13 protein-coding genes and 1 tRNA gene are annotated in these 13740 nt (G+C 61.8%); 9 read left to right on the top strand and 5 right to left on the bottom strand.

The genetic code is table 11. The annotated features are described in order from the left end of the window. Positions 1–309 precede the first annotated feature (309 nt). Positions 310–1413, bottom strand: a complete 1104-nt coding sequence (gene mnmH, locus PFU01S_RS10750) for a tRNA 2-selenouridine(34) synthase MnmH (protein ID WP_027913657.1) — start codon at positions 1411–1413, stop codon at positions 310–312. Then, a complete protein-coding gene (gene selD / locus PFU01S_RS10745) occupies positions 1413–2447 on the bottom strand; it encodes a selenide, water dikinase SelD (RefSeq protein ID WP_027913658.1) in 1035 nt (344 codons plus the stop codon). Before selD ends, mnmH begins: the two co-directional genes overlap by 1 nt. A 196-nt stretch (positions 2448–2643) precedes the next feature. Between selD and PFU01S_RS10740 the strand changes: the two genes are divergently transcribed. Genes PFU01S_RS10740 through phnE form a run of 4 tightly spaced genes read left to right on the top strand, consistent with a single transcriptional unit; the run spans position 2644 to position 5901 of the window. After that, positions 2644–3498, top strand: coding sequence for a putative selenate ABC transporter substrate-binding protein (locus tag PFU01S_RS10740; protein ID WP_027913659.1), 855 nt, complete (start codon positions 2644–2646; stop codon positions 3496–3498). Positions 3499–3506: 8 nt separating this feature from the next. Further along, positions 3507–4316: a phosphonate ABC transporter ATP-binding protein gene (locus tag PFU01S_RS10735; protein ID WP_042139463.1), complete on the top strand. Its 810-nt coding sequence runs from the start codon at positions 3507–3509 to the stop codon at positions 4314–4316. Beyond that, positions 4310–5137 (top strand): PhnE/PtxC family ABC transporter permease, encoded by an 828-nt coding sequence (locus PFU01S_RS10730; RefSeq protein WP_027913661.1) that lies wholly within the window; start codon positions 4310–4312, stop codon positions 5135–5137. The genes PFU01S_RS10735 and PFU01S_RS10730 overlap by 7 nt, the downstream gene beginning before the upstream one ends. Beyond that, positions 5134–5901: a phosphonate ABC transporter, permease protein PhnE gene (gene phnE, locus PFU01S_RS10725; RefSeq protein WP_027913662.1), complete on the top strand. Its 768-nt coding sequence runs from the start codon at positions 5134–5136 to the stop codon at positions 5899–5901. Before PFU01S_RS10730 ends, phnE begins: the two co-directional genes overlap by 4 nt. A gap of 33 nt (positions 5902–5934) precedes the next feature. On the opposite strand, the gene PFU01S_RS10720 is transcribed toward phnE, so the two are convergent. Continuing rightward, positions 5935–6828 (bottom strand): bestrophin family protein, encoded by an 894-nt coding sequence (locus tag PFU01S_RS10720; protein ID WP_028687026.1) that lies wholly within the window; start codon positions 6826–6828, stop codon positions 5935–5937. A gap of 245 nt (positions 6829–7073) precedes the next feature. On the opposite strand from PFU01S_RS10720, the gene PFU01S_RS10715 reads away from it, so the two are divergent. Beyond that, complete coding sequence (locus PFU01S_RS10715) at positions 7074–8129, top strand: diguanylate cyclase (protein ID WP_027913664.1); 1056 nt, start codon at positions 7074–7076, stop codon at positions 8127–8129. Here the strand turns inward: PFU01S_RS10715 and PFU01S_RS10710 are convergent, their stop codons facing one another. Both PFU01S_RS10710 and PFU01S_RS10705 read right to left on the bottom strand, forming a co-directional pair. Further along, positions 8130–8777 (bottom strand): trypsin-like peptidase domain-containing protein, encoded by a 648-nt coding sequence (locus PFU01S_RS10710; protein WP_027913665.1) that lies wholly within the window; start codon positions 8775–8777, stop codon positions 8130–8132. It lies immediately after the preceding gene. A 280-nt stretch (positions 8778–9057) separates the two neighbouring features. After that, positions 9058–9142: transfer RNA gene (locus PFU01S_RS10705), tRNA-Leu, on the bottom strand. 105 nt (positions 9143–9247) lie between these two features. Here PFU01S_RS10705 and queA point away from each other — a divergent pair. The 4 genes from queA to secD all read left to right on the top strand — a co-directional run bounded on the left by queA (position 9248) and on the right by secD (position 13734). After that, positions 9248–10297: a tRNA preQ1(34) S-adenosylmethionine ribosyltransferase-isomerase QueA gene (gene queA / locus PFU01S_RS10700; RefSeq protein WP_027913679.1), complete on the top strand. Its 1050-nt coding sequence runs from the start codon at positions 9248–9250 to the stop codon at positions 10295–10297. A gap of 14 nt (positions 10298–10311) precedes the next feature. Continuing rightward, positions 10312–11427, top strand: a complete 1116-nt coding sequence (gene tgt / locus PFU01S_RS10695; RefSeq protein ID WP_161780411.1) for a tRNA guanosine(34) transglycosylase Tgt — start codon at positions 10312–10314, stop codon at positions 11425–11427. A gap of 44 nt (positions 11428–11471) precedes the next feature. Continuing rightward, entirely contained in the window at positions 11472–11807 is a 336-nt protein-coding gene (gene yajC / locus PFU01S_RS10690) for a preprotein translocase subunit YajC (RefSeq protein ID WP_023533309.1), read from the top strand. Positions 11808–11871: 64 nt separating this feature from the next. Continuing rightward, on the top strand, positions 11872–13734 hold the full coding sequence (gene secD / locus PFU01S_RS10685; RefSeq protein ID WP_028687027.1) for a protein translocase subunit SecD: 1863 nt from the start codon (positions 11872–11874) through the stop codon (positions 13732–13734). Positions 13735–13740 lie beyond the last annotated feature (6 nt).

Genomic DNA, 13740 nt, shown 5'->3' with positions numbered 1-13740 from the left:
ATGCCTGTCACCTCCCTCCGCAAGACCTGCGTTCGGCCTTCTGAAGTCGCGAAGATCAAAAGCAAGATCAAGATCAAGATCAAGATCAAGATCAAGATCAAGATCAAGATCAAGATCAAGATCAAGATCAAGATCAAGATCAAGATCAAGATCAAGATCAAGATCAAGGTCAAGATCAAGGTCAAGGTCAAGGTCAAGATCAAGATCAAGATCAAGATCAAGATCAAGATCGAGGTCAAGATCAAGATCAAAGGCCAGAGTCGAGTAAGAGCGAGAGCTGGCTGCTGCCTGGCAGCCCCGGCTCAGACCCTACTTGCGCCGCGCGCGTTGCGCCAGATACTCCCGCACCTGCACAGCATCCCCAACAAACTCGATCCGCTCGGCCTTCGCCTCACGCTGATAGGCATACATCGGGTCGTAGTACTCGTTGAGCAGCCCCTCGATCCAACCTCGGTGCAGGTCCACACAGCCACTGCGCAATTGCTCTTCCAAAGCCTGCTCCAGCAGCGCCGTGAGCCGCTGATGGCGCTCTCCGCCCAGGCGCTTGCGGATGTTGGCCATGCTCTGCAGCATGCGCTGCGCGAACAAGTGCAGCCCGGCTTGCTCGCCATGCAGGGCGATGAACTCGGCACTGAGGTCGATGACATAGTCGCGCAGGATGCGCTCGACCCGGCCATCGAAACTGTCCTCCAGCCACACCAGCGGGTACTGCTGCATGCCCTGGTACAAAGACAAAGGCACCGTGCAACTGCCAACGATGCGCCCTTCATCCTCCAACACGAATTGGCCGATACCCTGCGCGCGCTTTTTCAGCACATCGATGGCCAGCTGGTTCTCGAAGTCGATCTGGGCCGGTTGCCCGGTGGCGCGTTTGCCAAAGCTCGAACCGCGATGATTGGCATGGCCTTCAAGGTCCAGCACGTTGCCCAGCTGCTGCAACACGTCGGTCTTGCCAGTCCCGGTCAAGCCGCCAACCAGTACGAAATCACACTCGCTGACGGCCTGCTCCGTGGTTTCCAGCAAGTAGTTGCGCATCGCCTTGTAGCCCCCGCTGATACGCGGGTAGCGAATACCGGCTTCATCGCGCAACCATCCCTGGACGATCTGTGAACGCAGGCCACCACGAAAGCAATACAGATAGCCTTCCGGGTGAGCCTGGGTGAAGGCCACCCACGCCTCCAGACGGGCCTGCTTGGTGGCGCCGCCCACCAGTTGATGACCCAAGGCGATGGCGGCAGCCTGGCCCTGCTGCTTGTAGCAGGTGCCCACCTTCTGCCGTTCCAGATCGTTCATCAGGGGCAGGTTGATCACGCCGGGGAAGGCGCCCTTGGCAAACTCGACGGGCGCGCGCATGTCCATCATCGGCACATCGTCGAGGAACAACTGACGGAAATCGGTGCAGTCTGGCCGCATCAGGCGACCTCGACTGCGTGGCTCTGTCGCTCTGCCAGATAGCCGATAGGCGACAGCTGCAAGCCCAGGTCGGCGGCTGCCGCGAGAAATGCGTCTTCACCCTCCGGGGTCACGGCCACAAGCAGCCCGCCGCTGGTCTGCGGATCACACAGCAAGTGCTTCTGATCGTCACTGAGCGCGCCGATCTTGTGCCCGTAGCTCTCGAAGTTGCGCAGCGTACCCCCCGGAATGCAGCCGGCCGCGAGGTAGTGCTCGACACTCGGCAGGCGGGGCACCTTGGCGTAGTCCAGGTGTGCGGTCAGGCCGCTGCCTTCTGCAAGCTCAACCAGATGGCCGAGCAGGCCGAACCCGGTGACGTCCGTCATGGCCTTGACCCCGTCGAGCTTGCCAAATCGGCTGCCCGGCGTGTTCAGGGTGCACATCCAGTCGCGCGCCACGCCTCGATCCTGCTCGCGCAGCACGGCTTTCTTCTCGGCAGTGGTGAGGATGCCGATGCCGAGCGGCTTGGTCAGATACAGGCGGCAGCCCGCCGTGGCGGTGTCGTTGCGCTTGAGATGGCGCTTGCTGACCACGCCGGTTACCGCCAGGCCGAAAATCGGCTCGGGGGCGTCGATGGAATGACCACCAGCAAGCGGGATGCCGGCTTCGGCGCAGACAGCCCGGCCACCGCGGATTACCTCACGAGCAACCTCGGGTGCCAGGACATTGACCGGCCAGCCCAGGATGGCGATGGCCATCAGTGGATCGCCGCCCATGGCGTAGATGTCGCTGATGGCATTGGTTGCCGCGATGCGGCCGAAATCGTAGGGATCATCGACGATGGGCATGAAGAAGTCGGTGGTCGACACCACCCCGCGCTCCTCGTCCAGGGCATACACGGCGGCATCGTCGCGCGACGCATTGCCGACCCAGAGTTTCGGGTCCAGGGCCTGGGCACCGCTTTCGGCCAGGATGACGTCCAGCACCTTGGGGGATATCTTGCAGCCACAGCCGGCACCGTGGCTGTACTGGGTCAGGCGAATCGGCTCGCTCATGTGTACCTCGGCAGGTCAATTTATCGCCCGATTGTAGCAAAGCTGGTCATTGGGCCTGCGGCTCTTATAATCGTTGGGTCAATGACTTGCATCGAGCTGCAACCTGCACGTCGGCAAGGCAGCGCACATGCGCCGCCTGTTACTGCGCGCAGCCTCGAATTCGCCCCCATTCCCCGCTATTGAACCGGAGAAACCCATGCTCAAACGTCCTATGGCGCTCGCCGCCAGCCTGGTGCTGTCCTGCTGTGCCCTGGCCGTCCAGGCGGCAGAGACACTGCGTGTCAGCGCCATTCCTGACGAGGCGCCCACCGAACTGCAACGCAAGTTCAAACCCCTGGGCGAATACTTGTCCAAACAGTTGGGCATGCAGGTGAAGTTCGTGCCGGTGGCTGACTATCCGGCCGTGGTCGAATCGCTGGCCTCCGATCGGCTGGACCTGGCGTGGCTGGGCGGATTCACGTTCGTGCAGGTGCACCTGAAGGATCCGACGGCCACGCCGCTTGTGCAACGCGAGCAGGACGCCCAGTTCACCTCCAAGTTCATCACTGCCGACCCTGCGGTGAAAAGCCTTGCGGACCTCAAGGGCAAGTCCTTCGCCTTCGGGTCCGTTTCTTCCACGTCCGGTAGCCTGATGCCACGCTACTTCATGCTCAAGCAGGACAACATCAAGCCTGAAGGGTACTTCAGCCGCGTCGCCTATTCCGGTGCCCATGACGCCACCGTGGCCTGGGTGCAGGCTGGCAAGGTCGATGCCGGTGTGCTCAACGCCAGCGTCTGGCAGAAGCTGGTGGACGCCGGCAAGGTCGATACCGCCAAGGTGCGCGTGTTTGCCACGACCCCGACCTATTTCGACTACAACTGGACGGTGCGTGGCAACATGGACCCGGCCCTCAAGGAGAAGATCAAACAGGCCTTCTTGAACCTCGACCCTGCCGATCCAGAGCAAAAAGCCATTCTCGACCTGCAGGCGGCCAGCCGCTTCATCGAAACCAAACCGGAAAACTACGCGGGCACCGAGCAGGCCGCCCGCGAGGCCGGTTTGCTCAAGTGACGTCTGCCGTGCCTTCTGAGGCAGTCATCGCGCTGCAAGGTGCAAGCTTGCGGCATGGCGCGGTGCGCGCCGTGGAGGGCGTGACCTTGCGCATCGCGCAGGCTGAGCGCGTCGCGATCATCGGCCCATCGGGGGCCGGCAAGTCCAGCTTGCTGCACCTGATGGCCACGGCGACCAGGCCTAGCAGCGGTCGTCTGGAGGTGCTCGGGCAGCAGCCATGGGCGTTGTCGACAGGGGCCCGGCAGCGCCTGCGGGCCCAGGTAGGCCTGGTTCACCAGGCGCCGCCGCTGCCGCCGCGCCAGCGGGTGGTCACTGCGGTGCTCGCGGGCCGCCTGGGCCAGTGGGGGCTTGGTCGCAGTCTGCTCAACCTGCTGTATCCCTGCGATGTGCCTGGTGCGCGCCAGGCCCTGGCCGAACTGGGTCTTGCAGACAAGCTGTTCGTGCAGTGCGGTCAACTGTCGGGTGGCCAGCTTCAGCGAGTAGGTATTGCGCGGGTGCTTTATCAGCAACCTCGTATCGTGCTTGCCGACGAGCCAGTGTCGGCGATGGACCCAGTATTGGCTGATCACAGCCTGGCGTTGCTCAACCGGCATGCCCAGGCCACTGGTGTGGCGTTGGTGGCCAGCCTGCACGCGGTCGATTTGGCATTGGCCCACTTTCCCCGGGTGATCGGCATTCGCGAAGGGCGCGTGCTGTTCGACTGCCCGGCCCAGGCGGTGACCGACGAGCTGCTGCAGGCGCTGTATGCCAACGAGCAGTTGGTGGCTGGACGTGGTGTTGATGCTACAAGCCCCCACGTGCAGTTGCCCAGATGCTGAGCGCCAGTCGCCGTGATCCGGCAATGGTGCCGAGGGTACTGATCGGGTTGCTGGCCATCGCGGTCCTGTGGCCGGGTATCCAATTGAGCGAGCTCAATCCGGCCGTGCTGTTGCAGGCCGAAAACCGCGAGCAGATGGCACGTTTCACGGGGGCATTCTGGCCACCGACACATGAACGCGACTTTCTCGAGCTATTGCTGGAGGCCACGCTACAGACCTTGGCTGTGGCCACCGCTGGCATGGTACTCGCCTGGCTGCTGGCCGTGCCGGCAGGGTTGCTGGCCAGCCGCGCCTTGTCCCTGAGCGCTGCCTCACGTGGCGGGCGCCCGGGTGTCTGGTCGCGCCTGGTGCGGCTGCCCGTACGGGGGGTGCTGATCTTCCTGCGCAGCGTGCCTGAAATCGTCTGGGCACTGTTGTTCGTGCGCGCCGTAGGCCTGGGGCCCACGGCCGGCGTGCTGGCAATTGCCATTACCTACAGCGGCATGCTGGGCAAGGTGTATGCGGAAATCTTCGAATCGGTGGACCAACGGCCTGCCCACGCCTTGTTGCAGGCGGGCAGTGGACGGCTGGCTGCCTTTTTCTACGGCATCCTGCCCAATGCCGCCAGCGAAGCGGTGTCCTACACGGTCTATCGGTGGGAATGTGCAGTACGGGCATCGGTGGTGATGGGGTTCGTGGGGGCCGGCGGTCTGGGTCAGCAGATCGACCTGTCCATGCGCATGTTCGCTGGCGCCGAGGTCGCCAGCATGTTGCTGACGTTCCTGGTCTTGGTGATGCTTGCCGATGGGCTCAGCCGGTTATTGCGCTGGAGGCTTGCATGAATCGGCTCATCAACCTGGCCCTGTTGGCCGCGCTGCTGGCAGCCATCGTCGGCTCGTTCGCTTACCTGGGGTTGGATTTCGGTGCCTTGATCGGCAACGGTGGGCTGGCCCAGATGGGCCAGTATGCCGGGCGGTTCCTGGCCCCGGACCTGTCCAGCGAGCATCTGCGAGCCGTGGCGCAGGGCGCGTTGGAGACCCTGGCCATGTCTGGCATCAGCACGTTGCTGGCCGCCATCATGGGCCTGTTGCTGGCGCTGCCGGCGGCAGGCCGCTTTGGCTGGCCGCTGCGGGCGCTGGCCCGGTTGCTGCTCAATGCCCTGCGCGCTATTCCGGAGCTGGTATGGGCCGCGCTGACGGTGCTGGCAGCTGGACTGGGACCAAACGCCGGCACCCTGGCGTTGGCGCTGCACACCGCTGGCGTACTGGGACGGCTGTTTGCCGAAGCGCTGGAAAACGCCTCGCCCGAACCTGCAGCAGCCTTACGCCTGCAAGGCGCGGGGCAGGTAGCAGCCTTCTGCTACGGCACCTTGCCCAACCTGTGGCCGCAATTGCTTGCCTACAGTTTGTACCGTTGGGAAAACAACATACGCATGGCCAGTGTACTGGGCTTCGTCGGTGCCGGAGGCTTGGGACAGCTGCTCTACACCACCTTGAGCCTGTTCCAGGAGGCCCAGGCCAGTACGGTGATCATTGGAATGCTGGCGCTGGTGTTTCTGGTCGATGCGCTCAGTGATGTACTGCGCCAACGTTTCGTAAGGGCCTGATCAGGCCAGCGGCCCTGTGACCGCTGCCCGTTCTCAGGCGCTCACCGCCTCGCCCGATTGCGCGCCACGCTGCATCGATTCCAGGTTGCGCTCGATCGTCTCGCAGATGGTATCCATCTGGATCTGGTGTTCGCTGAAGCGGAACGGGCTCTGCAAGTCGGTACCGATGCGCTCGATCGCCAGCAGCATGAAGCCTACAACCGTGGAGGCCAGGGGCGTGAACCATTCCAGCGACTCTACCAGGCCGACCGGTACGATCAGGCAGAACAGCGTGATGAATAACCGAGGGAAATACACATAAGGGTAGGGCAGTGGCGTATTGGCGATGCGCTCCATGCCACCTTGTGCATTGGACAAGTCCACCAGGGTGGACTCAAGGCGAGCCAGACGGATGCTGTCCAGCCGGCCCTCCTGATATTCCCTGGCCAGTAACGCGGCGGAACCACTCAAGATGTCATTGGCAAAATTGTTGGAACCGTGGTGCCGCTCGAATTCTGCCTCAGGGATAAACGCCACCAGCTCTTGTGGGCATTTTTCCCCCTTCAGGTGTGCGGCCAGGCAATTGATATAGGCGATGTGCCGACGCAGCAGGGTCGCCTTGACCGGATTTAATCCATCGTCATGGTCATTGATCAGCGTCAGCGTCTGACGGGCGAAACTGCGGGAACTGTTGACCAGCGCGCCCCACAGGGTACGGGCCTCCCACCAGCGGTTGTAGGCGCTGCTGTTGCGAAAGCTCACCAGCACGACCAGCGCCGAACCCATCAATGAAAGAGGGATCAGGGGCAGGGTGAACTTGCTGTTGAGAAACAGCATGAAATCAATGGTGACCAGCACGTCCCAGATGAGCAGCCAGAACAGTGACCAACCGATGTAGCCGAAGGTTTTCACGACCAGGCGGTATTTGCGGATGATGACGTCTTTCAAATGGCGCACCTTTACGGGTTCAGGACCTTGGATGGGACGCTGAGTCCCGCCGAAGGTTCTGCATGAGGTTGTTGCAACGCGTGTGGGGCTGACAAGTGCTGGCGTGATATCCGAATGGGTGTGTGCATTTCATCCAGACGCGTTTGCCGGCACGATTTGGATGGTGGCACAATGCCTTGCCTCAGCATGCACATGCTCCGCAGCTGTACCCTGCACCTTCCGCCTTATTTTCTCGGTATCCCGCCATGATCGAGCGCACCGGCACGGGCCTTTCCTTCGCCAAACGCATGTATGCACCACGCGCCATCGGAACCGGCCTCGGCTTTTTTTGTGTATTGATCGGCATTGCGCCATTGCAGCCAGAGTGGTGGGTGTGGGCGCTGTTACTGGCACACGGTTTTGTCTGGCCGCACCTTGCGTTTCAGATAGCCCGGGTTTCTGCCCAGCCCTACAAGACCGAGCAGCGTAACTTGGTGGTCGATGGATTCGCCGGGGGTTGCTGGGCGGGTGCCATGGGGCTCAATCCTTTGCCCAGCGTGATCATCCTGTCGATGATTGCCATGGACAAGATCGCGGCAGGTGGCTGGCCCCTGTTGATCAGAACGGTGATTGCCCAGGGCATCGGCATCGCCTTGGGCCTGTGGCTGTTCGCGCCGCCGCTTTTTCCGGCCACCACGCAGGTGCAGATGCTGGCGTGTCTGCCGATCCTGCTGATCTACCCCATGGCCATTGGCATGATCTGCTATCAGGTGACTGTCCAATTGGGCCAGCATAAACGTGCACTGGCCCGCATGAGCCAGACCGACAGCCTTACGGGCCTGAGCAACCATGGGGCGTGGCAGGAACTGCTGCTGCGCGAATTCGCGCGTTGCCGAGCTAACGCCGGGAGCAGTTGCCTTGCCCTGATCGACGTGGACCACTTCAAACAGGTCAATGATCGTCATGGCCACCAGGTGGGTGACAACATCCTGCGGGTGATCAGTGCCACGCTCTCCTTCCATCTGCGCAAGCACGACCCTGCGGCCCGCTACGGAGGAGACGAATTCTGCGTGATGCTGCCCGATACGACGCCAGGGCAAGCAAGGGATGTGCTGGAGCGGCTGCGCCTGGCCGTGGAGGCGTTCCGCGACCCGGCGCTGCCGCACCTTACCCTGAGCCTGAGTATCGGCATCGCCCCTTATCATGCAGGCATTACCGATGCCCAGGCCTGGCTGCACGCCGCCGATATGGCGTTGTATGCCGCCAAGCGCGCCGGCCGAAATTGCATCGTCCTGGCGCCCCAGGCTTCTGAGCCCGCCTGATCAGGGTTTTGCTGCAACGGCCACGAAGCCCTTGATCGATGTTGGGGCCGCGGGTTTGGACTTGCGCGCCAGCATGTACTGGTAGCGCCGCCATTCCTTGTCGATCTCGCTGAAGGACATGAACACACTGACCCGGTCCTTGCCCACCAGGTCCGGTCGTCTGATGGCATCGATGCCGCTGGTAGGGATGATGGCGATGTTGATCCCTACCACGCTACCGTCATCGGCGAATACCGGGCCGCCAGACATCCCTTTGGTGATCGGCCCGTCGTGCACCGAATAGAACACGCTGCCAGGGGTGCCATCGAGCCGGACCAGTGACGAGAGCGCGTGGCCCTTGCCTTGTACGGGCATCATCAAGCTGTTGTAGCCCACTGCCGTGACCGTTTCTCCAGGCATATATTGTCGCCAGTGCGGTATTTCGCTGGCTTTGTGCTTGAAGAACACCACATCGCCTAGTCCTTCGTGGACCACGTTGCGCAGGAAAGGCGTGTGTTTGGCGGTGACGGCATAATCTGCGTTCCACTGGATGGCGCTTGCCATCAGCAGCATGGGCAGCGGTGCCCCGGACGTCACCACGAAAGCTTGACTGTAGACCGGGTCTGAAACGTAGGACGTTGGCACTCCATTGCACCCACTTAGCAGCATCATTGCCGCCATACAGGGCGCGGTTGTTTTCATTGGTCACACGAGGGGGGAGGGGATTGAGAGGAGCCGCACTATGGCTAAATGCCATCATCTAGGCAATACGTTCGGCTTTTATCCGACGAAGTGAGGGTAGGCGGCGGGTATGGCCACTGGCCAATAGCATTGCTGCATGGTCAGTCACCAGCAAATCAATGGGCTGGCGCCAAGCAAATGTGCTGCACTGAATGGTTTTTTCGGCGCAAAAAAAAAGCCGACCATTTAAGGTCGGCTTTTCCGGATTTGGTGCCCCGAGGGAGACTCGAACTCCCACTCCTTTCGAAAACGGATTTTGAATCCGCCGCGTCTACCAATTCCGCCATCAGGGCGTGGCGCGCAGTATAGAGAGGTGCCGTCGGTCGGTCAATCGTCTTTCATGGTCAATTTTCATTCGTTGGGCTAAACTTCCCGGCCCTGCCGAACCGAACATCATCATGCGCGTTGCCGATTTCTCCTTCGAACTTCCCGATTCCCTGATCGCCCGCCATCCGTTGGCCGAGCGCCATGGCAGCCGCCTGCTGGTGCTCGACGGGCCAAGCGGTGCACGCGAGCACCGGCAATTCCCCGACCTGCTGGGCTATCTGCGCCCGGGTGACCTGATGGTGTTCAACAACACCCGGGTCATTCCGGCGCGGCTGTTCGGTCAGAAAGCCTCCGGCGGCAAGCTCGAAGTGTTGGTCGAGCGTGTGCTCGACAGCCACCGTGTGCTGGCCCATGTGCGGGCGAGCAAGGCGCCCAAGGTAGGGGCGGTCATTTTGGTGGACGGTGGCGGTGAAGCTGAAATGGTTGCGCGCCACGACACCTTGTTCGAGCTGCGTTTCACCGAAGAGGTATTGCCGCTGCTCGACCGCGTCGGCCACATGCCGCTGCCGCCCTACATCGATCGCCCTGACGAAGGTGCGGACCGGGAGCGCTACCAGACGGTCTACGCCGAGAAGGCAGGCGCTGTCGCCGCGCCTACCGCAGGCCTGCATTTCGACGAGGCGCTGCTCGAGCAGATCGCCGCCAAAGGGGTGGAGCGCGCGTTCGTCACCCTGCACGTGGGCGCCGGTACCTTCCAGCCGGTGCGGGTCGACAAGATTGAAGATCACCACATGCATAAAGAGTGGCTCGAAGTGAGCCAGGATGTGGTCGACGCCATCGAGGCCTGCCGTGCCCGCGGCGGGCGCGTGATCGCCGTGGGCACCACCAGTGTGCGCTCGCTCGAAAGCGCCGCCCGCGATGGCCAGCTCAAGCCCTTCAGCGGTGACACCGATATCTTCATCTACCCCGGCCGCCCATTCCACGTGGTCGATGCGCTGGTTACCAACTTCCATCTGCCTGAGTCCACGCTGCTGATGCTGGTCTCGGCCTTCGCCGGTTACCCCGAGACCATGGCTGCCTACGCGGCGGCGGTCGAGCAGGGGTACCGCTTCTTCAGTTACGGTGATGCCATGTTCATCACCCGCAATCCGGCGCCTCGCGGGCCCGAGGAGCAAGCATGAGTCGCACCTGCCGAATGTCCTTCGAACTGCTGGCCACCGACGGCAAGGCCCGTCGTGGCCGCATCACCTTCCCCCGTGGCACGGTCGAAACCCCGGCGTTCATGCCGGTGGGCACCTATGGCACGGTCAAGGGCATGTTGCCCCGTGACATCGAGGCCATTGGTGCCGAGATGATCCTGGGCAACACCTTCCACCTGTGGCTGCGCCCAGGTACCGAGGTGATCAAGAAGCACAACGGGCTGCACGACTTCATGCAGTGGAAAGGCCCGATTCTCACCGATTCCGGTGGCTTCCAGGTCTTCAGCCTGGGCGCCATGCGCAAAATCAAGGAAGAAGGCGTGACCTTCGCCTCTCCCGTGGACGGCTCCAAGGTGTTCATGGGCCCGGAAGAATCCATGCAGGTGCAACGTGATCTGGGTTCGGACGTGGTGATGATCTTCGATGAGTGCACCCCGTACCCTGCCGAGCACGACATCGCCCGTACGTCCATGGAGCTGTCGCTGCGCTGGGCCCAGCGCTCGAAGAACGCCCATGCCGACAACACCGCCGCGCTGTTCGGCATCGTTCAGGGCGGCATGTACCAGGACCTGCGCATGCGCTCGCTGGAAGGGCTTGAGAACATCGGCTTCGACGGCCTGGCCATCGGCGGCCTGTCGGTGGGTGAGCCCAAGCACGAGATGATCAAGGTGCTGGACTACTTGCCCGAGCAGATGCCGGCTGACAAACCTCGTTACCTTATGGGGGTAGGCAAACCGGAGGATCTCGTTGAGGGTGTGCGCCGCGGCGTCGATATGTTCGACTGCGTGATGCCTACGCGCAACGCGCGCAACGGCCACCTGTTCGTCGACACCGGGGTGATCAAGATCCGCAACGCGTTCCATCGCCATGATGAATCGCCACTGGATCCGACCTGTGACTGCTACACCTGCAGCAACTTCTCCCGCGCCTATCTGCATCACCTGGACAAGTGTGGCGAAATGCTCAGCAGCATGTTGAATACCATCCATAACTTGCGCCATTACCAGCGTTTGATGGCCGGTTTACGCGAGGCTATTCAACAAGGTAAATTGGCCGCCTTCGTCGACGCCTTCTACGCCAAGCGCGGGCTTGTTGTACCGCCCTTGGACTGACTGTCTGCATCCATTATTAAAATATTCGCATTAGGAGTGCACCCATGAGCTTCTTGATCCCCGCCGCATACGCGGACGCTGCAGCCCCCGCCGCCGGCCCTGCCGGTACTGGCTTCGAGTGGATTTTCCTGGTCGGTTTCCTGGTCATCTTCTACCTGATGATCTGGCGTCCACAGGCCAAACGTGCCAAAGAGCAGAAGAACCTGCTGGGCAACTTGCAGAAAGGTGACGAAGTTGTCACCAACGGTGGCATTGCCGGCAAGATCGTCAAAGTGGCCGATGATTTCGTGGTGCTGGAAGTGTCCGACACTGTCGAGCTGAAGTTCCAGAAGGGCGCCATTGCCGCGACCCTGCCAAAAGGTACGCTCAAGGCTATCTGAGTTACCGGTTTCATTTTTCCAGTCGGGGCGCGCAACGCGCCCCGCGTCTTGAACGGGCGGCGTGATGCTGAACAAATACCCTCTGTGGAAATACGCACTGATCCTGCTGGTACTGGCGATCGGTTTCATTTATTCCGCTCCCAACCTCTACCCGGATGACCCGGCCGTGCAGATCAGCGGTGCCAGCTCGGCGCTGCAGGTCAACCAGGCCGATCTCGATCGCGTCAGCAAGGCGCTGGTCGATGCAAACATCGCAGTCAAAGGCGTGAGCCTGGGTGAGAAGGGCAGTGGCCTGATTCGTCTGACCAATCAGGAAGACCAGCTGCCCGCCAAGGATGTGGTGCGCAAGGCGCTGGGCGATGACTATGTCGTGGCGCTGAACCTGGCACAAACCACCCCGCAGTGGTTGCGCAACCTGGGTGCCAGCCCCATGAAGCTGGGCCTGGACCTGTCCGGTGGCGTGCACTTCTTGCTGGAAGTGGACATGGACAAGGCCATGAGCGCCCGCATGAAAGTCTACGAAGGCGAGGTCAAGACCTTGCTGCGCAAGGAGCGGGTCCGCTACCGCAGCCTGCCGCAGCAGGACGGTGGCATCATGCTCGGCTTTGCTGACAACGCTACGCGCGAACAGGCACGTGCCCTGATCCGCAAGAATTTCAACGATTTCGACCTGACCACCACCGAGCGCAATGACCTCGCCGTGCTGCGTCTGGCGCTGTCTCAGGCGAAAGTGGCCGAGATTCGCGAATACTCGATCAAGCAGAACCTCACCACCGTGCGTAACCGTGTCAACGAGCTGGGTGTCGCCGAGCCGCTGGTGCAGCGCCAGGGCGCCAACCGCATCGTGGTCGAGCTGCCGGGTGTGCAGGACACTGCCGAAGCCAAGCGTATTCTGGGCAAGACGGCCAACCTGGAGTTCCGTTTCGGTGCCGAGCCGGGCGCGTCCAAAGCCACCACCGAAGTGTTCGAGTTCCGTGAAGGGGGGCGTTCGGCGCCCGTCGAGCGTGGCCTGATCATCACCGGTGACCAAGTGACCGACGCCCAGGCCAGCTTCGACGAGCATGGCCGCCCGCAGGTGAACATTCGTCTGGACGGGCATGGCGGCGAACTGATGAGCCGCGCGACGCGCAGCAACGTTGGTCGCAGCATGGCGGTGATCTTCATCGAGCAGAAGCCTGTCACCCGCTACGTGAAGCAGACGGTCGATGGCGTCGAGAAGGACGTTGCGGTCCAGAGCTTCCAGGAAGAGAAGAAGATCATCAGCCTGGCGACCATCCAGTCGCCGCTGGGTAGCCAGTTCCGTATCACCGGGCTGAACGGCCAGGGCGAATCGTCTGAACTGGCCCTGCTCCTGCGTGCCGGCGGCCTGGCTGCACCGATGTACTTCGCTGAAGAACGTACCATCGGCCCAAGCCTGGGTGCCGACAACATCACCAAGGGCATCGACGCCTCGCTGTGGGGTATGCTGTTCGTCTCGCTGTTCATCATTGCGATCTACCGGGCCTTCGGTGTGCTGGCCACTATCGCCCTCGCCGGCAACATGGTGTTGCTGCTGGCGTTGATGTCCTTGCTGGGCGCTACGCTGACATTGCCAGGCATCGCGGGTATCGTGCTCACCATGGGCATGGCGGTGGATGCCAACGTGCTTATCTTCTCTCGAATCCGTGAAGAGCTGGCTGCAGGCATGTCTGTTCAGCGCGCTATTCATGAAGGCTTCAACCGCGCCTATTCGGCCATCGTCGATGCCAACCTGACTACCTTGCTCGTGGGCGGCATCCTGTTTGCCATGGGCACCGGGCCGGTCAAAGGCTTTGCGGTCACCATGTCCCTCGGGATTTTCACGTCGATGTTCACTGCTGTGATGGTCACCCGTGCCCTGGTCAACCTGACCTGTGGCGGGCGTGACATCAAGAAGCTGTGGGTTTGAGGGAGC

Source organism: Pseudomonas fulva NBRC 16637 = DSM 17717, assembly GCF_000730565.1.
In the GTDB taxonomy this organism is placed as follows: domain Bacteria; phylum Pseudomonadota; class Gammaproteobacteria; order Pseudomonadales; family Pseudomonadaceae; genus Aquipseudomonas; species Aquipseudomonas fulva.
Note: the sequence above shows the minus strand (reverse complement) of the source record. Positions and strands in the feature narration are given on the sequence as shown.

What these genes read in the sequence shown, in the direction of transcription:
- secD (WP_028687027.1), top strand. Translation starts at nt 11,872, where the DNA reads ATGCTGAACAAATACCCTCTGTGGAAATACGCACTGATCCTGCTGGTA.
- PFU01S_RS10715 (WP_027913664.1), top strand. Translation starts at nt 7,074, where the DNA reads ATGATCGAGCGCACCGGCACGGGCCTTTCCTTCGCCAAACGCATGTAT.
- yajC (WP_023533309.1), top strand. Translation starts at nt 11,472, where the DNA reads ATGAGCTTCTTGATCCCCGCCGCATACGCGGACGCTGCAGCCCCCGCC.
- selD (WP_027913658.1), bottom strand. Translation starts at nt 2,447, where the DNA reads ATGAGCGAGCCGATTCGCCTGACCCAGTACAGCCACGGTGCCGGCTGT.
- queA (WP_027913679.1), top strand. Translation starts at nt 9,248, where the DNA reads ATGCGCGTTGCCGATTTCTCCTTCGAACTTCCCGATTCCCTGATCGCC.
- PFU01S_RS10740 (WP_027913659.1), top strand. Translation starts at nt 2,644, where the DNA reads ATGCTCAAACGTCCTATGGCGCTCGCCGCCAGCCTGGTGCTGTCCTGC.
- PFU01S_RS10730 (WP_027913661.1), top strand. Translation starts at nt 4,310, where the DNA reads ATGCTGAGCGCCAGTCGCCGTGATCCGGCAATGGTGCCGAGGGTACTG.
- mnmH (WP_027913657.1), bottom strand. Translation starts at nt 1,413, where the DNA reads ATGCGGCCAGACTGCACCGATTTCCGTCAGTTGTTCCTCGACGATGTG.
- tgt (WP_161780411.1), top strand. Translation starts at nt 10,312, where the DNA reads ATGTCCTTCGAACTGCTGGCCACCGACGGCAAGGCCCGTCGTGGCCGC.
- PFU01S_RS10710 (WP_027913665.1), bottom strand. Translation starts at nt 8,777, where the DNA reads ATGCTGCTAAGTGGGTGCAATGGAGTGCCAACGTCCTACGTTTCAGAC.
- phnE (WP_027913662.1), top strand. Translation starts at nt 5,134, where the DNA reads ATGAATCGGCTCATCAACCTGGCCCTGTTGGCCGCGCTGCTGGCAGCC.